This window comes from Mesorhizobium sp. M8A.F.Ca.ET.202.01.1.1, from assembly GCF_004791595.1.
Lineage (GTDB): Bacteria > Pseudomonadota > Alphaproteobacteria > Rhizobiales > Rhizobiaceae > Mesorhizobium.
Map to the genome: position 1 here is coordinate 11,565 of NZ_SRUN01000024.1, position 24,694 is coordinate 36,258.

Sequence of the window (24,694 nt, forward strand, 5' to 3'; positions counted from 1 at the left end):
TTGCCGATGAAAAGACAATGGAAGCGTTTGGCGGTGCTGGTTCTCGCGGGACTTGTCTTGGCCATGCCTCTCGCTGCCCGTGCCGACGAGGACGATGACGGCGACCATGACCGGGCGCGGGATTTGTACGAACGCGGCGAAATCAAGGGCCTTGCCAATATACTGGACGTTGTCCGCACCAAAGCTCCCGGCGATGTTGTTGCGGTCGATCTCATCCGCAAGGCCGACAGATGGGTCTACCGTTTTCAGGTCGTGGGTGCCGATGGCCGGCGAAAGACCGTCGACGTCGACGCCGGTGCCGGTGTCATCATGCGCGATGGGGAGGGTGACTGATGAAGATCCTCCTGGCCGAAGACGAGCCCCGTATCGCTGCCGATATCGCGACCGCCCTCAAAGCATCGGGAATGGCGGTCGATATCGTAAAGGATGGTGAAGCTGCCTGGTTCGCAGGCGATGTCGAGAATTATGACGCCGCGATTCTGGATCTCGGCTTGCCCAAGCTCGATGGTCTTACGGTCTTGAAACGTTGGCGGGCGAATGCGCGCAGGTTCCCGGTTCTCATCCTGACCGCAAGAGGCATGTGGACCGAACGCGTCGACGGCATCAATTCCGGTGCCGACGACTATCTTCCCAAACCTTTTGAAATGGAAGAACTGCTCGCCCGGTTACGGGCAATCCTGCGTCGCTCGGCCGGGCAGGCGGCACCCGTGTTGAGGTCCGGGCCGTTGCTCTTGGACACACGCCAGATGCGCATTTCGCTTCGCGGCATTCCCGTTGCGCTTTCGCCGCTGGAATACCGGCTCCTGGCGTTTCTGATGCACCACGCCGGCCGGGTGGTGGCGCCGACCGAACTTGCCGAGCATTTGTACGATTCAGGCAACGACCGCGATCCGAACACGATCGAGGTGATCGTCGCGCGCCTGCGTCGCAAGCTCGGGAGCGACGTCATCGAAACGAGGCGCGGATTCGGGTATCTGATGCCCGACGATTCCCGCTGATGGGCAACTCGATCCGGTTCAGGCTCTGGTTGGCGGCAACGATCTCGATCCTGGTTGCTCTTGCCATCGCCGGCGTTGGATTGCGCTATCTGTTCGAACTTAACGTCGAGCGGCGCGTTGTCAGCGAGCTGACAGTCGACCTGAACGATCTTATTGGCGCGACCAATTTTGCCGCCGATGGCCGTCTTTCGGTCCAGGCGACCTTGGCCGACCCACGTTTCTCCATTCCCTTTTCCGGCCACTACTGGCAGGTGCAGGATACCGGATCCGGCAACCTTGTCCGCTCGCGTTCACTATGGGACGCGACGCTTGCCTTGCCTGATCGCGCAACCAACGGCGAATTCAGGGAGATCAAGGAATTCAAGGGGCCACAAGGGGAGCTCACCATCGCCGTCGAGCGCACGATCATCGACGCCAGTGGGCGATCGTTTCGCGCCGTCGTGGCGGAAGACCATCAAACGGTGAAGGAATCCGTCGATGGGTATGTCCGCGACCTTGCGCCAGCCCTTGTTCTGCTCGCCATTGCCCTCATGGCCGCCTTCTTCATCCAGATCACCGTCGGTCTTGCGCCTCTGGAGACCTTGCGGGTTTCGGTCAGAAACGTGATTGCGCAGCGATCAGCACGGCTCGATGTGGTGGCGCCGAGCGAGGTGCAGCCGCTCGCGGACGAAATCAATCGTCTTCTCGATGCCCAGGAGAAGGCGCTTGCGCGAGCCCGCTCGCGCGCCACCGATTTGGCGCATGGCCTCAAGACACCGCTGCAAGTGCTGTCGGCCGACATCCGGGCCTTGCGCAAGAAAGGCGAGACGGTTCTGGCTGACGAGATTGAAAAGAGCGCCGGAGCGATCCGGCGCCATGTCGAGCGGGAGCTCGCGCGAGCGCGCCTCGCCCCAGGCGTTTCCGGCAAGGCATCCTGCCTTGTGTCGGACGTCGCGGCTGGCGTCATTGCCGTCGTCAAACGGACACCAAGCGGCAAGCAGCTTTCTTTCAAGCTGGATATCGCGGAAGATTTGACGGCCCCAATCGACGAAGGCGACTTGTCAGAAGTTCTCGGCAATCTGGTCGAGAATGCCGCGCGCTATGCAAAATCGTCAGTCCGTGTCGGTGCATCCACTGCCTGGGACGAGGTGACCGTCAGTGTTGCTGATGATGGCCCAGGTATACCGGATGCCGATCGGGAGTCCGCGATGTCACGTGGTGTCCAGCTCGACAGCAAGGGAGGCAGCAGCGGTCTTGGCCTGGCCATCGTTTCCGACATCGTCGAAGCCTATGGCGGACGCCTTGCCATGGCTAACGCCGATCCGGGCCTTGTGGTGACCATTTCCTTGCCGCGACACAGTTGAGCGTGCTTCAGGCAAAACCCGGGAAATAGTCGACCTTTATCTTCGAGCGGCGAACGCCCATGGCCAGCAGTTTCTGGCGCAGCGCCTTGACCATCGCTTGCGGGCCGGAAATGTAGAAAGTGCGCTCGAGGTAGTCGGGTATGGCCAGACGGATCAGGCGCTCGTCGATATATCCGGGATATTGCCCGCGCTCGCCACCGTGCGCCACAGCGTGGATCGTCTTGATGCCAAGCTCCTGCCTGGCCGCGCCAAGCACGTCGCGATAAGCGATGTCCTGCCGTCTCTCTGTTGCGTAGAGGATGACGATCGGTCGCCACTCCTTGCGGTCGATGAGATATTGCAGCATCGAGCGGAACGGCGTGATGCCGATGCCTCCGGCCAGGAACGCGATCTTGGTTTCACGCCGGGCGGGCAGCGTGAAATTGCCGGCCAGTTGCGCGGCATGGATCGTGCTGCCTGGCTTCATGGTCATCAGCTCGCGCTTGAAGGCACTTGATTGCGGATAGAACTTGACGCCGAGGCGGACTGTTTCCTCCGTCGGCGCCGAGGCGACTGTGAAATAGCGGCGGTTGCCGCGATTGTCGGCACGATCGAGGCCAAGCGTCCATTCGAGGTACTGGCCGGCCTCGAATGCGAGCTTGCGTGGCGACCGGAAGACGAAGTCAAAACTGTCGACGGCCGATTGCTCAATGCGTTCCAAGGTCAGCACGAAGCGTGCCTTGGGGCCAGCCGCATAGGCAAACACGTTGCCGGCAAGCAGCGCCAGTTCCGGCGTGAAATAGAACGAGCCGATATGGATGTTGGGAGCAAACAGAAAGCCGACAATGGCGGCAAAGGCGATACGCGGCCAACGCATCGTCGGCGCGGTCAGCGGCTCGGTCAGCATCACGAAGGCAAAGAACAGCAACGGCGATGAACCCAGTGTCTCTGCAAGCGCGGTCCAGTATTGCGATGGGTCCGTGGTTGCCAGAATGGTCGCCAGCGCCACGACAACGAAGGTCGAGACAAGGTCAAGCCGGCGCAGTTTCCGGACAATGAGCATGCCGCCGACGAGCACGATCGGAAGCAATGGCAGATTGCCGCCCACCCACCAGGTGGCTGGCTGGTCGAGCAGCAGCGCGGACAGCGCCACGCCCAGCGCAGCCGGGTTGAAAAGGTGCTTCCGGCCGATGGCGAGAATGAATTTGGATGAAATCGCCCAGACGGATGTGAATACCACTGCCGCAATCCCCTTGATGTCCGTGACCGCAACCGGATCGAGGATAAGCGTCAGGATGAGTGCGGTGATGTAGACGGACTCGTTGTTGGCCGGAACTGCGAAGACATGCGCAAAAACCTTGTTGGTGATCCAGCAGGCGGCCAGCGCAAGCGTTGTGGTGAAGGCAAGCGCAATCGGATCGTGTGGCACCAGCTTGACGAAGCCGAGCACGAACGCTGCGCCGACCAGCGTCATCAGATAGTAGAGGACCAGCCTGTACATGGTCAGGTGATCGAGAAATCGGTCGATGGTCTTGATCATGGCAGGCAAAGGGCTCCGAACCCGGTTGTCGGCGTGGCGCGGCCATTGGCGTCGACGAGATAGCCTTCCAGGCCAGGCGTCTGCTCGATGAAGAGAATGCCGTCACGTCCCATGGCGAAGGCCGCGGTGGCGAAACGATCGGCTTCGAGCACATCGGCGCCGATCACGGTCAGGCTGACGATGTCCTGTATCTGACTGCCAATTCCATGCGGATTGTAGATGTGTTGACCGCGGACATAGGTGCCGGAGGTTGCGACGCCGCGACCGCGGGGATAGACGATCTTTATGATCTCGTCCGCATTGAAGGGATTGCGGATGCCGACGCTCCAGTCATGGCCCGATGCATTCTTGCCGCAGGACTGGATATCGCCTCCCGCCTCGATGAAGAAATCGCTGATGCCGGCTCGCTGAACAATCTCCGCTGCATTGCGAATGGCCCAGCCCTTCACGATGCCGGAAGGATCGAGCGACCCGTCGGGCTTGCGAATATCGAAATATCCGTCCGTCTCGTCTTTCGTCTGTCGGGCGAGAGCGAACACTTCCATCATCTCGCCGCTCCAGTCGACGACCGGAACGTCGCCTCGGTTGATGGCCGTGATTTCACTGTCGGCCCGGTAGGTGCTGAAGCGCCGGTCGATGTGCTCGAAATAGCCGAAGACGGCTTCGATCAGTTCAGCATTCGACGCGCCGCCGAGGTCGACGGCAATGGGCATGCCCATCAAAATTCGCGTGTCGCGCATGGACCTACGACGACGCTTTCTTCAGCGCGCCGCGCAGCGACTGGATGAAAGCCCTGCTGGTTAGCGTCGCGCCCGAAATAATATCGACATCGGCGCTCTGGGCGCTGATCGCTTCGTCGCGCAGCATGGGGAGCGCCTGCCTGTTGATGTTGACGGAGGTGCGGCGGTCGGAGGGATATTTCAGCACTTTCAGCGCCGTCAGTTGCCCGCCCTGTACGAGGGCCTGAATCTGGATGATGCCGTAATAGGCATCGGCCGTCGGGCCGGTGTAGACGCCGTCGGCATAGCTCTTTGCGGCGAGCTTCATGCCCACCCGGACGACCCGTGCTGGTGCATCCGGATATGCCGGCCTCGGCTGCGGGACTGGTATGTAGACGGCGGGCGTAACGGCGAAGGAAGGCGCTGACGAGGCAGGATCGGCGACAGACGGCGCCACTGGCGTTGGGGACGGTTGTGGCGCCACCGGAACCACTGTCGGCTTGACTGGATCATTGGGGCGTTCGGCAGGCGTTCCTATGCCAGCTGTCGTTTCCCCGGAAATCGGGAACCTTGTTCTAAACCGGAGATCGAGGGGCGCCGGCGAGGTGCGAAGCAGCTGCAAAGCCGCAGCGGATGCGGGTTCTTTTGGCTGCACGGAAGGCGCTTCGGCTGCGTCGGCCGGCAGCGCCTCGCCGAGCATATCGTTTGCCGAATCCTTGCCGGCCTGATCCCAGACATAAACGCCCGAGGCGGCGATCACCAAAAGTGACAGGGCAATCTCTTTCATCGGAATTGTGCTTCCACATTGAACCTTGCAAACGCGACCCGTCTGGTCCGCTTCGGAGGCAATATCCCACAACCAAGCTGACAACTGGCTGTCAGCCGAGGTCGAACTGCGAGGGGACAGTGAAAGCTCTAGGGGGACGGTAGATTGGCTTGTCCTAGATCAAGATTGCCGCATGAGCGGCGATGTAGGAAGGTTCTCTCAAACCAGGTAAACTGCCTATGATTGTTGCCAACAAGCCAGCCGGATACACCGGAACCCAGATATTGCTGCATTGGACAATTGCGGCGCTGGGGATGCTGCGACCTGAACGGCGGGGCGCCGTGATATCATGAGCCGGCTGCACAATGAAAACCATCTTGTATCCCGCGTCGGCTGGTTGCGCGCTGCCGTGCTCGGCGCCAATGACGGCATCGTGTCGACGGCAAGCCTGATCGTTGGCGTGGCGGCAGCCGATGCCGCTGCCTCCAATGTTCTGGTGGCCGGCGTCGCCGGACTGGTCGCCGGTGCGATGTCGATGGCGGCAGGCGAGTATGTCTCGGTCAGTTCGCAGTCCGACACCGAACGAGCCGACCTTGCGCGTGAGAGAGAGGAACTGGCGACACAACCAGATTTCGAGCGGCAGGAACTTGCAGAGATCTATGTCAGACGAGGCGTCGAGCCGACCCTTGCCTCGCAGGTCGCCGACCAATTGATGGCGAAGGATGGGCTCGGCGCCCACGCTCGCGACGAACTCGGCATCTCCGAAGTCACCACGGCCAGACCAATCCAGGCCGCGCTGACCTCGGCGGCAGCATTTTCGGTTGGCGCGGCCATGCCTTTGGCGATGGTGCTTGTTTCGCCGGCCGCCTGGCTTGCCGCAACGGTGTCTGTTGCCTCACTCCTGTTCCTGGCGGTCCTGGGCGCCATCGGAGCCAAAGCCGGCGGAGCCAATGTGCTGAAAGCAACGGTTCGCGTCACCTTTTGGGGCGCGGCGGCGATGGCGCTGACCGCCGGTATCGGGGCGCTCGTCGGTACTGCCATATGACGGCGCGGCAGCCATATCCGCTCCGATGGCTGCGAGTACTTTTTCGTCACGCAAGATAGTATTGCCTCAAGACGTTTCAGCGCTGGTTCCATGAAGTTGCGAAAGCGCAACGAAGCCGTCCCCTGAGCGAACTATGACGAGGGCTTCGCAAATCGCGGAGGACTGCGTCGTGAAGAAACCCAAGTCTATCACTCCCAATACGGTGGTTGACGAGATGATGAGGAAATGGCCGGCAAGCGTGACCGTGCTGCTCAGCTACAGGATGCTTTGTGTCGGCTGTCCGATCGGCACGTTCCACACCGTGGCCGAGGCGTGCCATGAGCACTGCGTGGATGAGGCGCGTTTCCTGGCCGATCTGGACGCGACTATCCGGGGCGAACGGTGATCGTCAGTGTTTGCCCGGGTTCTCGGCGAGAACCACAAGGCGATGGGCATCCTTGACCGTGACTTTCTGGCGGCCGCTGGCGATTATTCCGATGTCTTCCCACCTGCTGAGCACCCGGCTGACGGTGTGCAGCGTCGTGCCTGTCATCTCGGCGATGTCCTGTCTCGAAATCGGGAAGTCGATTTCGATACCGCTTTCGGTCTTTCGGCCGGTCTGGTTTGCCAGCCGCAACAAGGCATGCGCGATCCTTTGCTCGACCTGTTCGGTCGACATCTCCACCACCCGCGTCTGGGTCTCCTGCAGCCGGGTACCGACGGTTCTGTAGGTGGTTGCCCCAAATGCCGGGAATCGTCGCGCCATCTCCGCCCACAGAGCGTTGGGCCACTTCAGTACCACGCAGTCGACGGCCGCGAGGGCGCTGGCGGGATAGGTCGTTCGGCCGAGCGCCGCGGCGACACCAAAGATTTCGCCTTCACTGATGTATCTGGCAATGACCTGTTGTCCGTCCGGCGTGGTGCGAACGACGCGGATATGGCCAGAAATCAGCACAAAAAACGAATGAGCCTCTGTCTCCTGCTCGAAGATCGTGGATTCCTTGGCATAGCGTGACGACCGTGCGCTTCGCAGGATTTCGCTTTGTTCTTCCGCAGTCATCCCCTGGAAGAGCGGCAGCTGCGATATCAGAGATCGGTCCAGAGCAGCCAAACGTATCTCCTCACGACCCCAAGACACCGCGCCAGGACGCGCCAACCATTCTTATCGCGAGTTTGCGCCAGCGCAAATTGTTCGCGGGGGCATCAGGCTAAATGAGAGGGAACGGCGCAACGCCGCGAACATGAGACAAAGGACAATTCGATGAAACGCACTATCTTCGCCGCCGCAATCTCCCTTCTCGCGCTCGCTGGCGGCGCAAGCGCCGAAGAGCACGTCGTGCAGATGCTCAACAAGGGCGAAAAGGGCGCAATGGTTTTCCAGCCGGCTTTCGTCAAGGCCGCACCCGGCGACACCGTCAAGTTCGTGCCGACCGACAAGAGCCACGACGCCGAGTCGATCAAGGGCATGATCCCGGATGGCGCCGAGCCTTTCAAGGGCAAGCCCAGTGAGGAAATCACCGTTACGCTGACCAAGGAGGGTGTCTATGGCGTCAAATGCGCGCCCCACTACGGCATGGGCATGGTCGCGATGATCGTCGTCGGCAAGCCGGTCAATCTCGATACCGCGAAAGCGGTCAAACATCCTGGCAAGGCAAAGACGGTGTTCGCGGATCTGTTCACCCAGATTCCCGCCAACTGATCGGCATGAGATAGCCTGCCTGCCACAAACGGGCGGGCATGGGCCGGACGGACCGAGGGCGGCGGTTCATCCGGCCCTGTTCATTTCAGGATGTAGGTCATGGCAATTCCACGTCTGCGGGACTATTCCGGTCCGGCTTTTCTCTCCTATGGGTTCAGACCCTTCTTCTTTCTCGGGTCGCTTTATGCGGGGCTCTCCATTCTGCTCTGGCTGCCGATGTATGCGGGCGGCCTCGAAGCCCATAGTGTGTTTGTTCCGGTCGACTGGCATGTCCACGAGATGCTGTTCGGCTATCTGCCGGCGATCGTGACCGGGTTTCTGCTGACAGCCATCCCCAACTGGACCGGCCGGCTTCCCGTGCAAGGACTGCCGCTGCTGGCGCTGGTCGTCCTATGGCTTGCCGGCCGCGCCGCTGTCTTCTTCTCGGCAGACATTGGCTGGGAAGCAGCAGCTATGGTCGATGGCTCATTTCTGCTTGCGGTGGCTGCCGCGGCAGCCCGCGAAATCGTCGCGGGACGCAACTGGCGAAACCTCAAGGTGCTGCTGCCGCTCGTCGTGCTGGCGTCCGCGAACGGCGCGTTCCACATCGAGGCCCATGTTGAGGGCGTGTCGGACATCAGCCGAAGACTCGGCATGGCTGCGGCGATCCTGCTCATCTCGCTGATCGGCGGGCGAATTATTCCGAGCTTCACACGCAACTGGCTCGTGCGCGAAAATCCCGGCAGGCTGCCGGCGCCATTTGACCGATTCGACATCGCTTCGATAGCCATCTCGGCCATCGCATTGGCAACATGGACGTTCGCCCCCGACAGCGCCACCTCAGGAACGCTCCTGGCCATTGCCGCAACCTGCCAGGCGTGGCGTTTGTCGCGCTGGGCTGGCGAGCGCACCTTGCCGGATCCGCTGGTGCTCATGCTCCATCTTGCATACGCATTTGTGCCGATCGGTCTCGCCTTGGTTTCGGCGGCGATTTTCTTTCCTGTTATCGTGCCGGCCGCTGCAGGGCTCCACGCGCTTGGAGCTGGTGCGGTCGGCGCCATGACGCTTGCTGTCATGACCCGCGCGACGCTCGGGCACACCGGCCGAGAGCTGAAGGCTGGAAAAGGCGCCTTGTTTATCTTCGTAGCCATCCTTCTCGCGGGATTATTGAGAATTCTGGCCGCCTTCGTCCCCTATGGCGCGGTAATCGCCATGGCGGGCGTCGCATGGGTCGCGGCATTTGCCGGCTTCATCCTGGTCTACGGGATGGCATTGATGACGCCCAAGGCGCGGTGAGGCGGCAGAGCAGGCGACCCCCAAGACGAGAACGGAGCGGAGCTATTCCTGATTTTGTCAGCCGAAGCTGAGGTGGGCGAGGATACGGCCCACCCACCCCCGATGGTCCAAGACCAACCTGAACCCCAGATTGTCGGGAGGCAAACCAACGGCGCAACCTCCGCTTTTCCCGTCGCTGACGAAATTCGACATATAGGCTCTGTGCAGGCCTTCCAGGACGTGAACCCCGCAATTGTTGACCGAGCTCGCAACATCGCTGCCGTCTTCGGCGAGCGTCGTGCGGACATAGCAGGTTGAAGTCCACTCCCAGACGTTGCCGGAAAAGTCGGCAAGACCGCGCGAATTCAGTCCGAAAGAGCCGCGGCTCCTGGGCAACGGGTCCGGTTTGCGATTGAGTTCGACCTCCGCCTGATAGCTGGTCAGCCAACGCCTGGCGGGGTTGTTGGCATCGTTTTCGACACCCTCGAATTCGCCAGCGAACCGCTCGGCTGCCGCAAGGGCCCATTCTTCGTCGGATGGCAACCGCCACTGACTGCCGGTTGCTTCAGTATACCACCGGGCGTAGGCAACGGCGTCGAGGTAACTCACGCCGGTTGCGGGTGCGTCACGCGGGACTGAGCGGGTTTCCTCCGCCGGCCGACAGGCGCCGGCCGACACACAAGCTGCGTAATCGGCCGCGCTGACTTGGTACGCCATGATCTCCAGGGGGCCTTCCAGGTGCCGCTCAACCTTGGGATTGGCCTGAGGGCGTCCGTCCTTAAGATACTCGCCCGGCATCGGATAGACGATCGAATGGGGATCAATGCTGATCGTCCTGGCAACGGCGTCGGGCGGCCGATGACCGCCGGCTGCCTGCATCGAGAGCCAAACCGGCAAGGCTAAGGCTGCCACAGCGATCGGAACGAGCTTCATTATGAGAGGCGGCATGTGTTTTCTCCATGCCCGGAGAGTGTCTCTGTCCGGGCATATCGGAGTGCCATTCAATTGGTGGCGATGGGTTTGGGCGCTTCGACCTGCGTCATCAGGTCGTCATCCCACTCGCCCTCGACCTTGAAATGAGCGGTGGCTCCAAGTTCGACGGCCTCGATCAGATTGTGGTTGACGTAGGCGTAGACGCCCGGTTGCAGGAAGGTGTAGAGCGCCGAGCCGGCAGAACCCCCACGGATGAACCATGTCTCGAGATCCTTGGACGGCGGGTTGGCGAATTTGCCCTGTTCCCAGACGTAATCGCCGTGGCCGCCGATCAGGTGCGGCCGCGTATCGCGGTTGGCCTGTGAATGGACGATAAGCACCGTTTCGCCGACCTTCGACTTCATGGCGTTGTCGCCGGTCAGGGATCCGACCTTGCCGTTGAACACCACATGCGTCGGAACGAGACCGCGCATGACCTTGACGGTGTCGTCGTAGCCGTCGCCGGCGGATTCGTAGCTCTTGAAATTGCCCTTCTCGTCGCGCGGAATATAGAAATCACTCTCGCCGATGTAGAAGATCTTGTCGTACTTGACCGGTTCGCCCTTGTCGTTCCTGAGCCCGTCACGCGGCAGCACCATGATGGCGCCGTTCATGCCGGAAACGACATGCCATGGGATCATCGCGCCCCCAGGTGCGCAGTGATAGACAAACGTTCCCGTCCGCGTCGCCTTGAAGCGAAGGGTCACCTGTTCACCGGGATTGATCAACGTCAAGCCGCCGCCACCCAGCGCGCCGGTAGCCGCGTGGAAATCGATATTGTGGGCTAGCGAGTTGGTATCGGGATTGATGAGCGTCAGCTCGATATAGTCGTCCTGATGCACGACCATCAGTGGGCCAGGGATCGAGCCGTTGTAGGTCATCGCATTGAGCTTCGTGCCTTCGGCATCGATGACGACAGGCTTTTCCTCGATCGTCATGGTAAATTCGACGATCTTCGGACCGCCCTTGGCGATCTGATCATGCGGATGCACGAACGGTGGTGCTACGAGCGTGATCTTCTCGCGGGGCAGCCCGCGAATCTCTGCCTTTGTAACCGTGGCCGACAATGCGGGCATTGCTGCAACAGCAACAGCGCCAAGCGCGGCTCCAAAGAGGGCTTCGCGTCGCGTAATCATGTCAATCTCCTGTCTCTCGACCGTTGCGGATGAGCAGAAGGTACATGACCTGACGCTAGCCCTCTTTGCGCTGGCTCAAACTGTGTTGTTAATCGCAGGAACAACAGCTCGGATGCAGAGGTCTTGTGGGTCACGATTTGACATGTGAAAGTTCGGTGTCGCGGTTTTCAGTAACGGTGCGCTGCCACCAGCGTCTTTCTGAATATCAGTCGCCGCTTTTGTCTTCCAGATCAATCAGGATTCGCTCGGCGGCTCCGTCGAGATCTTCGTATTGGCCACTCTTCAATGCCCACAGGAATCCCCCCAAGCCAAGCGCACCAAGAAAGAGAGCGACGGGTATGAGGTAGGTGAGAGTGGTCATGACGATCAGACCAGGTTGTTGAAGTTGGACACCCTGTTGCGGCGAACATCCTTGGCCGTTGAGAACGGTTGCGACGATCGCAGGCGTAGAGCATTGCCAATGACAAGCAGCGATGAGGCGGACATGGCGATCGCCGCGATCAGGGGCGTAACGTGCCCGAGGATCGCTATCGGTACTGCGACCGCATTGTAGACGATCGCGATGACGATGTTCTGCCGGATCAGGCGTCCTGCCTGGCGCGAGACGTCCAACGCCAGCGGGACGGCCATAAGGCTCTCGCGCAGGAAGACGAAGTCCGCAGCGTTGCGGCCAATATCAGCGGCGGTCGCCGGTGCAATCGATACATGCGCAGCGCTTAGTGCCGGCGTGTCGTTGAGACCGTCGCCAACCATCAGAACCCTGTGTCCGTCTTTCGCCAAGGTCTCGATGCGTTCGACCTTGCCGGATGGCAGCAGGCAGGGGACAAAGTCTTCGACACCAAGCACCTTCGCAACGTCGGCGCAGGCTGCCGCTGTATCCCCTGACAGCATTTCGACAGATACCCCGGCGTCGTGTAACCGATCGATGGCTGGTGTGGCATCGGCGCGAAGCACATCGTCGAAAATGAAGGATGCGACAATCATCCCATTCTTTGTCAGGACCGTTCCACCGTATCCGTGTTTGCCTTCGCCGCCAGTTCGAGCCTTCCAGCCGGCCCATCCGCGTCGGCCCAGGCGCCATGTGCTCCCGGCTGCAGTGGCCTCGATTCCGAACCCAGGATGCTCGGTGACGGCCTCGAATTTGAACCGGCCGCCCAGAGTGGCAAAGCCGGCTATGGCCTTTGAGAACGGATGGCGCGAATGCGTGGCCAGGTCGGCTGCCAGGGCCAGCATATCTGGGCTGACCGATGGCGCGTTGACGAGTCGGGGCTGGCCGAGCGTCAGCGTGCCGGTCTTGTCGAACACAGCCGTGTCGATTGTTGCCAGGCGCTCCATGGCCGAGCCGTCCCTGACCATGATGCCGTTCTCGAACAGGCGCCGCGCGGCGACCACCTGAACGATCGGCACTGCCAGGCCAAGCGCGCAGGGGCACGTGATGATGAGAACAGCGATAGCGATCGTCATGGCCCGGTGCCAGTCGCCGGTCGCCGCCACCCAGCCAAGGAATGTCAAGAAGGCGGTGAGATGCACCACGGGGGCGTAGAGCGCCGAGACGCGGTCGGCGATGCGGCGATAGTGCGCGCGGCCGCCCTCCGCGGCCTCCATCAGCCGCACCATCTCCGCCAGGAACGAATCCCTTGCGGCGGCAGTGGCTTCGATGGTCAGCGGGCCGGTGATATTGAGCACGCCGGCCTGCACGGCTTCACCGGGCCCTACGTTTTTTGGCGTGCTTTCGCCTGAAGCCAGCGAGCAGTCGAGATCCGACGCTCCCTGGATGATCTTGCCGTCGACGGGGATTCTTTCGCCAGCTGCGATCAACAACCGCATGCCCGGTTCGATCTCGCCGACTGGTAGATAGTCGCGCGCACCATCGCCGCGAACCACCATGGCGCCACGCGAGGCCAGCTGCGACAGGCCTTTCACCGCGGTGCGGGCACGTTCCCGCATTACGTGATCCAGCGTGCGGCCGATCAACAGGAAAAACAGCAGCGATACCGAAGCATCGAAATAGGCGTGCTCGCCATGGTTGATCGTCTCATAGAGGCTCATCGCGTAGGCAAGTGAAACACCGACCGCGATCGGAACGTCCATGTTCATGCGGCCATGGCGCAGCGCATTCCAGGCCGATCGGAAAAAGATACCGCCGGCGAAGGCGAGCGCCGGAATGGCGATCAGCGCGGAGACCCAGTGAAACAGGTCGCGGGTGGCCCCTTCGGCGCCTGACCAGACCGAGACCGACAACAGCATGATGTTTCCGGCCGCGAAGCCGGCAACGGCGACGGCGCGGATCAGTTCGGCAAGCGTTCTGTCTCTCCTATCAGCGTCGGCTTCGAACAGGTGCGCCTCGTAGCCTAGCCTGCCAAGCGCGGCGACGAAGGGTGGCACCTCGTCCCCACGCCACCGGATCGCGACGCGTTTCGTCGAAAGGTTGACACGCGAGCCTTCGACATTGCCGAGCTTTCCCAGCGCCGTCTCGATCGTCTGGATGCAGGCGGCGCAATGAACCGTCGGCACTGAAAGATCGGTCTGCCGAAGATTGTCGCCAAGCGAGCGGCTGGCGAGCCGGATCTCCTGGCTGGATGGCAGCGTCGATGCGGAGCTGCCCAGGTCCAGCGCCATTTCGGCGCCCGGTGCACAACAACTCATTGCAGCGTTCCATGGGAAATCATGATTCGACGGACGTCGCGGTACGGCCTGTCCAGGCCGGCATCGGCGTCGACCTCGACGATCCAGACGCCGTCCTTTGGCATATGCTGCGCCGCGAATTCCTGGCCTGAAGCAAGGGCCAGCGTGACCGACTTGTCCTCCTTCTCGTATGCGGGATGACGAAACAGCATCTTCACGCCGTGCAGAGGAACCGGCTTGCCGGCTGCGTCGGCGATGCTGTAGCGGACTTCGCCCCATGCGATGGTTAGCTTGCCTGTCCAGCCGAGTGCCGCTTGCGCCCGGCCCTCCTGCGCCTGCTTGTTGAATTGCTGGCTCGCAACATAGGTATTTTCGACGACGAGGCCGGTCCAACTGGTGTTGGCAAGCGTTGCCATGGTCAGGTTGACCGCGATCACCACCCCGAAAAAGGCGAGGACAATGACCAGCATGTGCCGGCCCGTGAATTCCCGAGGCTTCTGGGCATTGGCGGTCATCTGGCGGCCTCTGGAGCGTTGAAAGTGGCGGTGTATTCGTTGGACTCGAAGCTGGCCTTGTCCTCGACGCGGAATTTGAAGGTCTGCGCCGGGGCGCGGATCTGGTCCGCCGGCTGGCGGACGAAGACCTTCAGCATTTTCAGGCGGTCGGGTTCGACCGGAATGGCAAAGGAGCGGCCTGCCGGGATGTCTTCGCCGACCACGCTCATGTCAGCTCCATACAAGCCTTGAATCGTGACGACGATCGTCCTCGGCTCGGGGATCATGTTGAGCAGTTTGACGGTATAGCCATTGCGGATAGACCCGTCGGAAAGCGTGACGAACTGAGGATTGCGATCATGCAGCACGTTTAGTTCGAGCCGATCGCGCGTCAGCAGGGAATAGAGCAGGCCAAGGCCGATCAGCGACCACAAGCCCATGTAGACATAGGTGCGCGGCCGAAAGATCTTGCGAATGTGAAAATGCGCTACCTTGTCGGAGAAAGCGCCGCCAGCGGTCCTGACGAGCGATGGATTGACTGGGCTGGAGCCGCCTGCTGTCGCCAGCATCATATTGGCGTTGTAGTCGGACAGCGTCGCATAAGCGATCAGCCCATGCTCCCTGCCGAGCTTGTCCATGACACCGTCGCAGGCGTCGATGCAAAGCGCGCAGGTGATGCATTCGAGCTGCTGGCCATCGCGAATGTCGATCCCCATCGGGCAGACCGCGACACAGGCGTTGCAGTCGACACAGTCACCTGCGGGCTGGCCAACCGCCAGCACTTTCTTGGCGTGACGCGAACGCGGTTCGCCGCGCCAGTCGTTGTAGGTGACGGTGAGAGAATTTTCGTCAAGCATGGCCGCCTGAATCCGCGGCCATGGGCACATATAGGTGCAGACCTGTTCACGCATCAGGCCGCCGAACGTGTAGGTGGTTGCCGTCAGCACGGCGATGGTGATGTAGGCCACGGGTGCGGCGCTGCCGGTCCAGAGCTGGCCGAGCAGTGTCGGTGCGTCAGCAAAGTAAAAAATCCAGGCGCCTCCAGTCGCCGCGCCGATGACCAGCCAGATCGCATGCTTTGATACGCGCAGCACCAGTTTGCGGGCGGTCCAGGGACCCGTATCGAGCTTCATGCGGGCATTGCGGTCGCCTTCTATCGCGCGTTCGACGACGAGGAACAGATCGACCCACACCGTCTGAGGGCACGCATAGCCACACCAGGCACGGCCGACAGTCGAGGTGATCAGGAAAAGACCGACGCCGGCCATGACCAGGAGGCCCGCCACATAGAAGAATTCCTGCGGCCATATCTCGATGAAGAACAAGTAGAAGCGCCGATTGGCGACATCGAGCAGCACCGCCTGGTCGGGTGCAAACGGACCACGGTCCCAACGCAGCCACGGCGTCAGATAGTAGATGCCAAGCGTGATCGCCATCACCAGCCATTTGAAGCGGCGAAAGCTGCCTGAGGCGCGCTTTGGAAAGATCTTCTTGCGCGGCGCATAAAGAGGCTGACGGATCTTGGCGGAATTGACCGCCTCGGCTTCCAACCGCTCTACCTGCGTATTGTCCAGCAACGACTTTTCTCCGCTCTACACGCAGACGGCGATTTGAATGCGCCGGGCAACAATGCCGCCCGGTGGACCTGCCCGCGTTGATGCAAGTCAATCTTGGCGTTGCGGAAAAGAGTCGAGGCCCGGCTGGGCCGGGCCTCGTCGCCTGGAAGGTGAAGGGTCGAGAACAGGTCCCCGCTTCCTATTCCCCACCGCCAAGCGAATGGATGTAGACGGCCAGTTCCTTGACCTTGGTTTCGCCAAGACGCGCTCCCCAGGCTGGCATGACGCCCTGCTTGGGTGCGCGAACCTGGTCGGCGATTGCCGTCTCGCCTGAGCCATAGAGCCAGATCGCGTCGGTCAGGTCGGGGGCGCCGAGCTCCTTGTTGCCTTTCGCGTTGTCACCATGACAGGCAACGCAGTTTTCTGCGAAGACCTTGGCCCCGGGCTGGATCAGACTAGCATCGTGGACCTTGCCGGACAGGCTGGCAACGTAGGCGCTGACTTGGGCGATCTGGGCGGCGGTTATGATGTCGCCAAAGGCAGGCATTTCCGACAAGCGCGTGTCCGGATCGGACGCGAAGCGGATACCATGCGTGATCGTCTGCTGGATCTGCTCAGCCTTGCCACCCCAAAGCCAGTCGTCGTCGTTGAGATTGGGAAAGCCCTTGGAGCCCTGGGCACCGGAGCCGTGACATTGCACGCAATTGACCTTGAATGCGGCGCCACCTGCAGCGACTGCGAATTCGCGCAAGGCATCGTCCGCGGCTATCTGCGAGACGGTCTTGGATTGCACCGCCGCGACATATTTGCCTTTGGCGGCTTCAGCCGTGGTCAGCTCGTTCTTGACCTCGCCGCGGCTGGAATAGCCGAGCACACCCTTCGTCGCCGAGTGCAGCAGTGGCCATGCCGGATAGGCGATCGTGTAGCCGATCGCCCAGACGATGGTGAGGTAGAAAGTCATGACCCACCAGCGCGGAAGCGGATTGTTCAGCTCCCTGATGCCGTCCCATTCGTGGCCCGTGGTTGAGATGCCAGAGATTTCGTCGATGTGCTCGTCGCTCATGATTACTCGTCCTCAAGGGGAATCCGGGCAGCCTCGTCGGCCAGCTTGCGACTGCCAGGGCGGAGGGAGAAGACAATTGCCCCGACAAAGAAAAGCGCCATGGCGACCAGGCCCCAACTGTCAGCAAACTCCCGCATCAAATTGTATTGCATGGATAACTCTCCTCAGCGGTAGCCGGCGGCTTCGTCGTAATTCTTGAAATCGACCAATGTGCCGAGCATCTGCAGATACGCAACGAGGGCATCCATTTCGGTCACCTTTTGCGGATTGCCGTCGAAGTCGCCGACCTTGGCTTTGGGATATCTTTTCTGAAGGCCGGAGGTGTCGGCATTCGGGTCGGCCTGCGCCATCAGATCGGCGTTGGCGTTGGCGATCATGTCATCGCTATAGGGGACACCGACACGCCTGTTGGCGATCAGGTGCGTAGAGAAATTCTTCACCTCGATCTGCGCGTCCTTCAGGAAGGCATAGCTCGGCATGACCGATTCCGGCACCACCGAGCGTGGGTCGGCAAGGTGCGCGACGTGCCAGGCATTCGAATAACGGTCACCAACCCGGGCGAGATCCGGCCCGGTGCGTTTGGATCCCCACTGGAAGGGGTGGTCGTACATCGACTCCGCAGCCAGGCTGTAGTGGCCGTAACGCTCGACCTCGTCGCGAAACGGCCTGATCATCTGGCTGTGGCAGAGGTAGCAACCTTCGCGCACGTAGATGTTGCGCCCGACAAGTTCGAGCGGCGAATAGGGGCGCATGCCTTCCACCTTCTCGATCGTGTTGTCGAGGTAGAAGAGCGGCGCGATCTCGACGATGCCGCCGACGGTCACCACAAGAAGCGAGCCAACGAGAAGAAGCGTGGCGTTCTTCTCGATGAGTGCGTGTCTGTCCATCAGGCTCATTCTCTGGCTCCTTATTCGGCAGGCTGCAGGGAGGGTGCGGAGCCCGGCATCGGCTCTTCCGCGCGCTTGTATCCAAGGATGGTCATGGTGATGTTCCAGGCCATGATCAGGGCGCCGGAGAGGTACATGGCCCCGCCGATGGCACGCATGACATAGTATGGGTGCATGGCGGCGACGGTTTCAGCAAAGGAGTAGACCAGGAAACCCTGCTCGTCGTATTCACGCCACATCAGGCCCTGCATGATGCCGGATACCCACATCACCGCCGCGTAGACAACGATGCCGAGCGTCGCCAGCCAGAAGTGCCAGGTGACCAGCCGCAGCGAATAAAGACGTTCACGGTTCCAGAGCTTCGGCACCATGTAGTAGATCGCGCCGAACGAGATCATGCCGACCCAGCCGAGCGCACCGGAATGGACGTGGCCGACGGTCCAGTCGGTATAGTGCGACAGTGAGTTGACCGTCTTGATCGACATCATCGGTCCCTCGAAGGTGGACATGCCGTAGAAGGCGATGGCCATCACCATCATGCGGATGATTGGATCCGTGCGGATCTTGTCCCAGGCGCCCGAGAGCGTCATCAGGCCGTTGATCATGCCGCCCCATGACGGCATCCAAAGCATGATCGAAAACACCATGCCCAATGTCTGCGCCCAGTCGGGCAGGGCCGTGTAGTGGAGGTGGTGCGGACCGGCCCAGATGTAGAGGAAGATCAGCGCCCAGAAGTGAATGATCGACAGCCGGTAGGAATAAATCGGCCGGTTCGCCTGCTTGGGAACGAAATAATACATCATGCCGAGGAAGCCGGCCGTGAGGAAGAAGCCGACGGCATTGTGGCCGTACCACCATTGCGTCAGGGCGTCCTGGACACCCGAGAACGCCGAGTAGCTCTTCGATCCAAGGAAAGAAGCCGGCATCGACAGATTGTTGACGACGTGCAGCATCGCGATGGTGACGATGAAGGACAGATAGAACCAGTTGGCGACATAGATATGCGGTTCCTTGCGCTTCAGGATCGTGCCAAGGAACAGGATGAGGTAGGCAACCCAGACGATTGTCAGCCAGATGTCGACATACCATTCGGGTTCGGCGTATTCGCGGCTTTCGGTGATACCGAGCAGGTAGCCGGTCGCGGCCATCACGATGAAGAGCTGGTAACCCCAGAACACGAACCAGGCGAGATCGCCACCGAAGAGCCGGGCGCGACAGGTGCGTTGCACGACGTATAATGATGTGCACAGCAGCGCATTGCCGCCGAAGGCGAAGACGACGCCCGACGTATGCAGCGGCCGCAGGCGGCCGAAATTGAACCAGGGCTGGATATTGAGATCAGGGTAGGCAAGCTGCAGCGCGATGACAACGCCGACCAGCATGCCGACCACCCCCCAGAACATTGTAGCGATGGCGCCGTAGCGGATGGGTCCGTCCATGTAAGCGGAGGGGTCGACCGGCGCGGCCACGTCGAATTTCGTGTTGCGGAGGAGGATGGCGACAAAACCGAGCAGCACGAAAAAAAGCACCCACATATGCTGTCGGAAAGGCTCATCTGCACCGAAGCCGGCGGCCACCAGAGCCACAAATGTGAACAGGCCCAAAGCGAAGATTGGTGTGCCGAACTTCATGAGATGCCCCCGACCTTGGATACCGATGCGCGGACGCCAATCCGCGTGGACACCAATTCAGCAGTTGCGTTGTCGCCGCCTTGATCCATGTCAAAGCTCAGTGCTTTCGGATTGGGCAGCGTTGGTCTGCAAATGACTGGAGGTCGCCGTTGAGCCGCAAGAAAGGGCCAGGGTCGTCGCTGTTCGAAGTACGCGATGGAGACACCGCACCAACTGACCGATCCACAGAAGTGGTCCCGGCCGCGGTGATGAAGCGCGCGCACAGGGAGAAGTTGCAACTCTGCGATGCCTTGGAGAGAATCGCGGATGCATTGCCCGGCGTCGATCGTCTGAAGTGCCTCGGCACGGCCAACGCCATCGTCCCGCTGCTGCGCGACATCCATCGATATGAAGAGACAGTCATCTTCCCCGCCTACGAGGAGGCCGTGGTCGGCAGTAATGCGAACCTTGCTTCAACCCGGCGACTGCGGGCTGAACATGTGGAAGATGAGTGCTTTGCCGGTGAGGTGACCGAAATTCTGCTGGCCATCGGTCATGGCGAGACAGTCGAGAACCCCGAGGCCATCGGCTTCATGTTACGCGGCCTGTTCGAGAACTTGCGCCGGCACATAGCGTTTGAACGCGAGCACGTCCTCCCGATGATCGGGATCGTCGATTGATCCTAGGCGCCGGAGCGTCGCTGCAGCCGGTCCAAGCTATCCACGACAACATGCCGATTGTTCTCTATCCGGATTACGCTATCTGATCGCAGCCTGGTCAGCTGGCGGCTGACGGTCTCGATGGTCAGACCAAGGAAATCGGCGATGTCGGCGCGGGTCAAAGGCAGGTCGAAACTTGTCGACTGGGCGGCCGGGTCAAGCGTGGGGTCGATGTTTCTGGCGATCATGAGAAGAAAGCTCGCCACCTTTTCCGAAGCACTCTTGCGGCCCAGCGTCACCATCCAATCGCGGGCGTCATCGAGTTCATTCAGCGTCTGCTTGAAGAGACGGTGCTCCAGTTCCGGCGATTCCTTCATCATCCGTTCGATGGCGGCCTTCGGAAACGAGCACAGGGAGACTGCCGTTGCGGCTTCGGCGTTGATCGCGCTTTCCACCTTGAAGGGCCGGCCCAGAAAATCGGGAGCAAATTGAAGCCCGACAATCTGCTGGCGCCCGTCCGAAAGGCTCTTTGTAAGCTTGACCACGCCGGAAAGCACGTTCGAGTAACTGTCGACGGTTTCGGCGTCGCCAATCAATTCCACGCCCGGTTCAACGGTATGCTTCGACGAGGTCTTGGCGAGGCCGACTAATTGTTCGGGATCGAGCGCTCCGCAAACACCGTGGTGCCGCGCTTCGCATGATTGGCAAAGCACGGGAATGCCGGCGCTGTGTACATCCTGGCGCACTGTCATCGTGGTCGTCCGCGGAACCAAAGGTCCCGTCAGGATATAGCATCGGCCCAGCAAAAAGCCTTGCGGCAGTTTGTCCGCAGCCGATGGGCATTGACCGAGATCAAGGCGGTTGTCGCCCCTGGTGAGCAGTATCGCGCGACACAGCCCGGAGTTGATTGCGACATGCGGCCAGATCTAGTTGCCAGACTTGGTGAGAACGTGCCGCGCTATACCAGCTACCCAACGGCGCCGCATTTTCATCCGGGCGTCGATGCTGCCGCTTGTCGTGGCTGGCTGCAGGCGCTCAACGAGGGCGACGAGATCTCGCTCTATTTGCACATCCCCTATTGCGACAAGCTTTGCTGGTTCTGTGCCTGCCATACCAAGCAGACGCGCCACTACGAGCCCGTGACGGCCTATCTTCGCTCACTGCATGCCGAGATCTCTACCGTTGCCAGTCTTGTCGGAGGCAAGGGCCGCGTGCATGCCGTCCATTTCGGCGGCGGTTCGCCGACGATGCTCAAACCGCAGGACATAGTGGCGCTGGCAACAGTGCTGCGCAACAGCTTTGCATTCCTCCCCGGCGCCAAGATCAGCGTCGAAATCGAACCCAACGACATGGACGAAGCCCGCCTCGACGCGCTTGCCGAAATAGGCATGACGAGAGCGAGCCTCGGCGTCCAGGATTTCGACCCCAAGGTCCAGAAGGCCATCAATCGCGAGCAGACCTTCTTGCAGACCAAAGCCGTCGTCGACGGCGTTCGCTCGCGCGGTGTCGAATCGGTCAACCTGGACCTGCTCTACGGTTTGCCGCACCAGACCAGGGAGAGTGTCCTATCCACGGTCCAACAGGCGCTGTCGCTGGAGCCGGACCGGATCGCGCTTTTTGGCTATGCTCATGTGCCATGGTTCAAGAAACATCAGACAATGATCGACGACGCCTGGTTGCCAGGCCCGGAGGAGCGGTTCGCCCAATCGCAACTGGCAGCGCGCGCCATCCTCGACCAAGGATATGAAGCAATTGGGCTCGACCATTTCGCAAAACCAGGCGATGCGCTGGCGCTGGCCGCGCGGTCAGGGACGTTGCACCGCAACTTCCAGGGCTATACCGAGGATCGCTGCGAAACCTTGATCGGCCTCGGTCCGTCATCCATCAGCCAGTATCGGCAAGGCTATGCACAGAACATGCCTTCGACCACAGAGTATGGCCGCATGGTGGCTGACGGCGGGCTGGCGACCGTCAGAGGCATCGCGTTCTCCGTGGATGATCGCGTTCGCGGCTGGATCATCGAACGGCTGATGTGCGACTTCGCCTTTTCCGCGATCGACTTGGTTGAGCGCTTCGGCGAAGCCGGCCAAAAGCTTCTCAGCAAGGCAAGCTCGACCGCCCTGCTTGATCCAGCGCCGATGCTTGAATTGAACGGTGACCACTTCGTCGTGCCGGTGGAAAGCCGGCCCTTTGTCAGAAGCGTCGCCGCGAAGTTCGACAAGTATTTCGAAACCGGCAAGGCGAGACATTCGGTAGCGGTCTGAGCGGCGGCTTGGTCGCGAACTGAATGCGATGGGACCGAACGTTGTGTCAGGGCCGTCAAGCCTATGACGGCCGTGTCCATGACCCGATGGATGACCCACATCCTCATCTGACAGCGCAAATGGTCGACCGCGTCAGGAATCGCTTCTCGCGTCCATTGTCGAGCGAGAACATGCCGCCGCGACCAGCCACCACGTCGATAATGAGATCGGTGTGCTTCCAGGCTTCGAATTGCGAGGCCCCGATGTAGAATGGCGCCTCACCGATGTGGCCGAGTAACACATCCTGGTCACCGATGATGAAGCCAGCCACCGGATAGCACATTGGCGAAGAGCCGTCGCAGCAGCCACCGGACTGATGGAACAGCACCGGGCCATGATCGGTGACGATCTCCGTGATCAGTTCAAGGGCTGCCGGCGTCGCTGTGACTTTTGCATGCATGGTCTTATCCGGTTTCCAGTCATGCGCGCGGTCCCTTGGGGCCGCGCGCATGGGCGCAGCGATCAGAAGAAGCCGAGCTTCTTCGGGCTGTAGCTGACCAGCATGTTCTTGGTCTGCTGGTAGTGGTCGAGCATCATCTTGTGGGTCTCCCGGCCAATGCCGGACTGCTTGTAGCCGCCGAAGGCCGCATGCGCGGGGTAGGCATGGTAGCAATTGGTCCAGACGCGGCCAGCCTGGATTGCCCGGCCGAAGCGGTAGGCGCGGTTGGCATCGCGTGTCCAGACGCCTGCGCCCAGACCGTAGAGCGTATCGTTGGCAATGCTGAGGGCTTCGTCGTCGTCCTTGAAGGTCGTGACCGATACCACCGGCCCAAATATTTCCTCCTGGAAGATGCGCATCTTGTTGTGACCCTTGAACACCGTGGGCTGGACGTAGTAGCCGCCGGCGAGGTCGCCCGGCAGAAGATTGCGCGCCCCACCGGTCAGCAACTCCGCTCCTTCCTGGCGGCCGATGTCGATGTAGGACAGGATCTTTTCCATCTGCTCAGACGAGGCCTGAGCACCGATCATCGTCGCCGGATCGAGCGGGTCGCCCTGCACGATCGCCTCGACGCGCTTGAGGGCGCGTTCCATGAATCTGTCGTAGATCGATTCATGGATGAGCGCACGGCTGGGGCAGGTGCAGACCTCGCCCTGGTTCAGCGCGAACATGACGAAGCCTTCGATAGCCTTGTCGAAGAAATCGTCGTCTTCGGCGACGACATCCTTGAAGAAGATGTTGGGTGACTTGCCGCCCAGTTCCAGCGTGACGGGAATGAGGTTCTGGCTGGCATATTGCATGATCAGCCGACCCGTCGTGGTCTCGCCGGTAAAGGCGATCTTGGCGATGCGCGGTGACGAAGCGAGCGGCTTGCCGGCCTCGAGGCCGAAACCGTTGACGATGTTGAGCACGCCTGCCGGCAGCAGATCGCCGATAAGATCGGCCCAGAGCAGGATAGCGGCCGGGGTCTGCTCGGCTGGCTTCAGCACCACGCAGTTGCCGGCCGCAAGCGCGGGAGCAAGTTTCCAGCATGCCATCAGCAACGGGAAGTTCCACGGGATGATCTGACCGACCACGCCGAGCGGCTCATGGAAGTGATAGGCGACGGTGTCGTCGTCGATCTGCGAAAGGCTGCCTTCCTGGCCGCGCACGGCGCCGGCGAAATAGCGGAAATGGTCGATGGCCAGAGGCAGGTCGGCCGCGGTCGTTTCCCGGATCGGCTTGCCATTGTCCCAGGTTTCTGCACAGGCGAGGAGATCGAGGTTCTCCTCCATGCGGTCGGCGATGCGGTTGAGGATAAGCGACCGCTCGGCCACGCTGGTCCGTCCCCAGGCATCCTTGGCGGCATGGGCCGCGTCCAGGGCCGCATCGATGTCCTGGGCATCTGAGCGCGCCACCTCGCACAGCAGCTGCCCGTTTACCGGCGAGTGGTTCTCGAAGTAACGGCCGGACCGCGGTTCGGCCCATTTGCCGCCGATGAAATTGCCATAGCGCTTGTCGAAGGGCGCCTTGACCGAGCGTGAAAATTCAACCTTGTTCATGTGTCTTCCTCCCAAAGCTGACGTCGCGGGATGCGACGCTTCGGAAGAGACTTGCGATTTTCGCCCGTAGTTGTCACCGCACTGGTC

Annotated in this window: 26 protein-coding genes; 9 read left to right on the plus strand and 17 right to left on the minus strand. The window is 61.0% G+C overall.

The window, feature by feature from the left end; all coding sequences use genetic code 11:
- Positions 1 to 63 precede the first annotated feature (63 nt).
- The 3 genes from EN845_RS31815 to EN845_RS31825 are packed head-to-tail and all read left to right on the plus strand — an operon-like array spanning position 64 to position 2,341.
- Complete coding sequence (locus EN845_RS31815; protein WP_245464237.1) at positions 64 to 333, plus strand: hypothetical protein; 270 nt, start codon at positions 64 to 66, stop codon at positions 331 to 333.
- The gene (locus tag EN845_RS31820; protein ID WP_127275563.1) at positions 333 to 998 is read left to right on the plus strand and encodes a response regulator transcription factor; all 666 of its coding nucleotides are present in this window, start codon (positions 333 to 335) and stop codon (positions 996 to 998) included. Before EN845_RS31815 ends, EN845_RS31820 begins: the two co-directional genes overlap by 1 nt.
- On the plus strand, positions 998 to 2,341 hold the full coding sequence (locus tag EN845_RS31825) for a HAMP domain-containing sensor histidine kinase (RefSeq protein ID WP_127873523.1): 1,344 nt from the start codon (positions 998 to 1,000) through the stop codon (positions 2,339 to 2,341). Before EN845_RS31820 ends, EN845_RS31825 begins: the two co-directional genes overlap by 1 nt.
- 7 nt (positions 2,342 to 2,348) lie before the next feature.
- On the opposite strand, the gene EN845_RS31830 is transcribed toward EN845_RS31825, so the two are convergent.
- From EN845_RS31830 to EN845_RS31840, 3 genes are read right to left on the minus strand one after another with little or no spacing between them, the layout of a single operon-like run.
- Positions 2,349 to 3,860, minus strand: a complete 1,512-nt coding sequence (locus tag EN845_RS31830) for an RnfABCDGE type electron transport complex subunit D (protein WP_127873524.1) — start codon at positions 3,858 to 3,860, stop codon at positions 2,349 to 2,351.
- Entirely contained in the window at positions 3,857 to 4,579 is a 723-nt protein-coding gene (locus EN845_RS31835) for an FAD:protein FMN transferase (protein WP_245464236.1), read from the minus strand. Before EN845_RS31835 ends, EN845_RS31830 begins: the two co-directional genes overlap by 4 nt.
- 25 nt (positions 4,580 to 4,604) lie before the next feature.
- The gene (locus tag EN845_RS31840) at positions 4,605 to 5,366 is read right to left on the minus strand and encodes an FMN-binding protein (RefSeq protein WP_127275567.1); all 762 of its coding nucleotides are present in this window, start codon (positions 5,364 to 5,366) and stop codon (positions 4,605 to 4,607) included.
- A 328-nt stretch (positions 5,367 to 5,694) separates the two neighbouring features.
- On the opposite strand from EN845_RS31840, the gene EN845_RS31850 reads away from it, so the two are divergent.
- Together EN845_RS31850 and EN845_RS31855 are read left to right on the plus strand one after the other, a co-directional pair.
- Positions 5,695 to 6,390: a VIT family protein gene (locus EN845_RS31850; RefSeq protein WP_127873525.1), complete on the plus strand. Its 696-nt coding sequence runs from the start codon at positions 5,695 to 5,697 to the stop codon at positions 6,388 to 6,390.
- A gap of 169 nt (positions 6,391 to 6,559) precedes the next feature.
- Positions 6,560 to 6,775, plus strand: a complete 216-nt coding sequence (locus EN845_RS31855) for a DUF1858 domain-containing protein (RefSeq protein ID WP_127873526.1) — start codon at positions 6,560 to 6,562, stop codon at positions 6,773 to 6,775.
- Positions 6,776 to 6,778: 3 nt separating this feature from the next.
- On the opposite strand, the gene EN845_RS31860 is transcribed toward EN845_RS31855, so the two are convergent.
- On the minus strand, positions 6,779 to 7,480 hold the full coding sequence (locus EN845_RS31860) for a Crp/Fnr family transcriptional regulator (RefSeq protein WP_127873527.1): 702 nt from the start codon (positions 7,478 to 7,480) through the stop codon (positions 6,779 to 6,781).
- 150 nt (positions 7,481 to 7,630) lie between these two features.
- Between EN845_RS31860 and EN845_RS31865 the strand changes: the two genes are divergently transcribed.
- Positions 7,631 to 8,068, plus strand: coding sequence for a pseudoazurin (locus EN845_RS31865; protein ID WP_127275571.1), 438 nt, complete (start codon positions 7,631 to 7,633; stop codon positions 8,066 to 8,068).
- A 99-nt stretch (positions 8,069 to 8,167) separates the two neighbouring features.
- Positions 8,168 to 9,343: an NnrS family protein gene (locus tag EN845_RS31870; RefSeq protein ID WP_127873528.1), complete on the plus strand. Its 1,176-nt coding sequence runs from the start codon at positions 8,168 to 8,170 to the stop codon at positions 9,341 to 9,343.
- Between the two features lie 57 nt (positions 9,344 to 9,400).
- Here EN845_RS31870 and EN845_RS31875 read toward each other — a convergent pair whose 3' ends face one another.
- The 10 genes from EN845_RS31875 to ccoN all read right to left on the minus strand — a co-directional run bounded on the left by EN845_RS31875 (position 9,401) and on the right by ccoN (position 19,686).
- Positions 9,401 to 10,270, minus strand: a complete 870-nt coding sequence (locus EN845_RS31875) for an SUMF1/EgtB/PvdO family nonheme iron enzyme (protein WP_127275573.1) — start codon at positions 10,268 to 10,270, stop codon at positions 9,401 to 9,403.
- Between the two features lie 53 nt (positions 10,271 to 10,323).
- Positions 10,324 to 11,430, minus strand: coding sequence for a copper-containing nitrite reductase (nirK, locus tag EN845_RS31880; RefSeq protein ID WP_127873529.1), 1,107 nt, complete (start codon positions 11,428 to 11,430; stop codon positions 10,324 to 10,326).
- 205 nt (positions 11,431 to 11,635) lie between these two features.
- A complete protein-coding gene (gene ccoS / locus EN845_RS31885) occupies positions 11,636 to 11,791 on the minus strand; it encodes a cbb3-type cytochrome oxidase assembly protein CcoS (protein WP_127275575.1) in 156 nt (51 codons plus the stop codon).
- A 5-nt stretch (positions 11,792 to 11,796) separates the two neighbouring features.
- Positions 11,797 to 14,076, minus strand: a complete 2,280-nt coding sequence (locus tag EN845_RS31890; protein WP_127873530.1) for a cation-translocating P-type ATPase — start codon at positions 14,074 to 14,076, stop codon at positions 11,797 to 11,799.
- A complete protein-coding gene (locus EN845_RS31895; RefSeq protein ID WP_127275577.1) occupies positions 14,073 to 14,570 on the minus strand; it encodes a FixH family protein in 498 nt (165 codons plus the stop codon). Before EN845_RS31895 ends, EN845_RS31890 begins: the two co-directional genes overlap by 4 nt.
- Complete coding sequence (ccoG, locus tag EN845_RS31900) at positions 14,567 to 16,126, minus strand: cytochrome c oxidase accessory protein CcoG (protein ID WP_127873531.1); 1,560 nt, start codon at positions 16,124 to 16,126, stop codon at positions 14,567 to 14,569. Before ccoG ends, EN845_RS31895 begins: the two co-directional genes overlap by 4 nt.
- 178 nt (positions 16,127 to 16,304) lie before the next feature.
- Positions 16,305 to 17,168 (minus strand): cytochrome-c oxidase, cbb3-type subunit III, encoded by an 864-nt coding sequence (gene ccoP, locus EN845_RS31905; RefSeq protein ID WP_127873532.1) that lies wholly within the window; start codon positions 17,166 to 17,168, stop codon positions 16,305 to 16,307.
- Between the two features lie 2 nt (positions 17,169 to 17,170).
- The gene (locus tag EN845_RS31910) at positions 17,171 to 17,320 is read right to left on the minus strand and encodes a cbb3-type cytochrome c oxidase subunit 3 (RefSeq protein WP_127275983.1); all 150 of its coding nucleotides are present in this window, start codon (positions 17,318 to 17,320) and stop codon (positions 17,171 to 17,173) included.
- A gap of 12 nt (positions 17,321 to 17,332) precedes the next feature.
- On the minus strand, positions 17,333 to 18,064 hold the full coding sequence (gene ccoO / locus EN845_RS31915; protein WP_127873533.1) for a cytochrome-c oxidase, cbb3-type subunit II: 732 nt from the start codon (positions 18,062 to 18,064) through the stop codon (positions 17,333 to 17,335).
- 11 nt (positions 18,065 to 18,075) lie between these two features.
- Positions 18,076 to 19,686 (minus strand): cytochrome-c oxidase, cbb3-type subunit I, encoded by a 1,611-nt coding sequence (gene ccoN, locus EN845_RS31920; protein WP_127873534.1) that lies wholly within the window; start codon positions 19,684 to 19,686, stop codon positions 18,076 to 18,078.
- Positions 19,687 to 19,934: 248 nt separating this feature from the next.
- On the opposite strand from ccoN, the gene EN845_RS31925 reads away from it, so the two are divergent.
- Positions 19,935 to 20,345 carry a hemerythrin domain-containing protein gene (locus tag EN845_RS31925; protein ID WP_127873542.1) on the plus strand — a complete coding sequence of 137 codons (411 nt, stop codon included), beginning with the start codon at positions 19,935 to 19,937 and terminating at the stop codon, positions 20,343 to 20,345.
- A 2-nt stretch (positions 20,346 to 20,347) separates the two neighbouring features.
- Here EN845_RS31925 and EN845_RS31930 read toward each other — a convergent pair whose 3' ends face one another.
- Positions 20,348 to 21,076: a Crp/Fnr family transcriptional regulator gene (locus EN845_RS31930; protein WP_127275980.1), complete on the minus strand. Its 729-nt coding sequence runs from the start codon at positions 21,074 to 21,076 to the stop codon at positions 20,348 to 20,350.
- Between the two features lie 162 nt (positions 21,077 to 21,238).
- On the opposite strand from EN845_RS31930, the gene hemN reads away from it, so the two are divergent.
- Complete coding sequence (gene hemN / locus EN845_RS31935) at positions 21,239 to 22,588, plus strand: oxygen-independent coproporphyrinogen III oxidase (protein WP_127873535.1); 1,350 nt, start codon at positions 21,239 to 21,241, stop codon at positions 22,586 to 22,588.
- A 103-nt stretch (positions 22,589 to 22,691) separates the two neighbouring features.
- Here the strand turns inward: hemN and EN845_RS31940 are convergent, their stop codons facing one another.
- Positions 22,692 to 23,027: a DUF779 domain-containing protein gene (locus EN845_RS31940; protein WP_127275978.1), complete on the minus strand. Its 336-nt coding sequence runs from the start codon at positions 23,025 to 23,027 to the stop codon at positions 22,692 to 22,694.
- Positions 23,028 to 23,089: 62 nt separating this feature from the next.
- On the minus strand, positions 23,090 to 24,607 hold the full coding sequence (gene adh, locus EN845_RS31945; RefSeq protein WP_127873536.1) for an aldehyde dehydrogenase: 1,518 nt from the start codon (positions 24,605 to 24,607) through the stop codon (positions 23,090 to 23,092).
- Positions 24,608 to 24,694: the final 87 nt, after the last annotated feature.

Bases quoted from the DNA above. Each gene is read 5' to 3' on its own strand.
- EN845_RS31815 (WP_245464237.1), top strand. From the start codon at position 64: ATGCCTCTCGCTGCCCGTGCCGACGAGGACGATGACGGCGACCATGAC.
- EN845_RS31820 (WP_127275563.1), top strand. From the start codon at position 333: ATGAAGATCCTCCTGGCCGAAGACGAGCCCCGTATCGCTGCCGATATC.
- EN845_RS31825 (WP_127873523.1), top strand. From the start codon at position 998: ATGGGCAACTCGATCCGGTTCAGGCTCTGGTTGGCGGCAACGATCTCG.
- EN845_RS31830 (WP_127873524.1), bottom strand. From the start codon at position 3,860: ATGATCAAGACCATCGACCGATTTCTCGATCACCTGACCATGTACAGG.
- EN845_RS31835 (WP_245464236.1), bottom strand. From the start codon at position 4,579: ATGGGCATGCCCATTGCCGTCGACCTCGGCGGCGCGTCGAATGCTGAA.
- EN845_RS31840 (WP_127275567.1), bottom strand. From the start codon at position 5,366: ATGAAAGAGATTGCCCTGTCACTTTTGGTGATCGCCGCCTCGGGCGTT.
- EN845_RS31850 (WP_127873525.1), top strand. From the start codon at position 5,695: ATGAGCCGGCTGCACAATGAAAACCATCTTGTATCCCGCGTCGGCTGG.
- EN845_RS31865 (WP_127275571.1), top strand. From the start codon at position 7,631: ATGAAACGCACTATCTTCGCCGCCGCAATCTCCCTTCTCGCGCTCGCT.
- EN845_RS31870 (WP_127873528.1), top strand. From the start codon at position 8,168: ATGGCAATTCCACGTCTGCGGGACTATTCCGGTCCGGCTTTTCTCTCC.
- EN845_RS31875 (WP_127275573.1), bottom strand. From the start codon at position 10,270: ATGCCGCCTCTCATAATGAAGCTCGTTCCGATCGCTGTGGCAGCCTTA.
- nirK (WP_127873529.1), bottom strand. From the start codon at position 11,430: ATGATTACGCGACGCGAAGCCCTCTTTGGAGCCGCGCTTGGCGCTGTT.
- ccoS (WP_127275575.1), bottom strand. From the start codon at position 11,791: ATGACCACTCTCACCTACCTCATACCCGTCGCTCTCTTTCTTGGTGCG.
- EN845_RS31890 (WP_127873530.1), bottom strand. From the start codon at position 14,076: ATGAGTTGTTGTGCACCGGGCGCCGAAATGGCGCTGGACCTGGGCAGC.
- EN845_RS31895 (WP_127275577.1), bottom strand. From the start codon at position 14,570: ATGACCGCCAATGCCCAGAAGCCTCGGGAATTCACGGGCCGGCACATG.
- ccoP (WP_127873532.1), bottom strand. From the start codon at position 17,168: ATGAGCGACGAGCACATCGACGAAATCTCTGGCATCTCAACCACGGGC.
- EN845_RS31910 (WP_127275983.1), bottom strand. From the start codon at position 17,320: ATGCAATACAATTTGATGCGGGAGTTTGCTGACAGTTGGGGCCTGGTC.
- ccoO (WP_127873533.1), bottom strand. From the start codon at position 18,064: ATGAGCCTGATGGACAGACACGCACTCATCGAGAAGAACGCCACGCTT.
- ccoN (WP_127873534.1), bottom strand. From the start codon at position 19,686: ATGAAGTTCGGCACACCAATCTTCGCTTTGGGCCTGTTCACATTTGTG.
- EN845_RS31925 (WP_127873542.1), top strand. From the start codon at position 19,935: ATGAAGCGCGCGCACAGGGAGAAGTTGCAACTCTGCGATGCCTTGGAG.
- EN845_RS31930 (WP_127275980.1), bottom strand. From the start codon at position 21,076: ATGACAGTGCGCCAGGATGTACACAGCGCCGGCATTCCCGTGCTTTGC.
- hemN (WP_127873535.1), top strand. From the start codon at position 21,239: ATGCGGCCAGATCTAGTTGCCAGACTTGGTGAGAACGTGCCGCGCTAT.
- EN845_RS31940 (WP_127275978.1), bottom strand. From the start codon at position 23,027: ATGCATGCAAAAGTCACAGCGACGCCGGCAGCCCTTGAACTGATCACG.
- adh (WP_127873536.1), bottom strand. From the start codon at position 24,607: ATGAACAAGGTTGAATTTTCACGCTCGGTCAAGGCGCCCTTCGACAAG.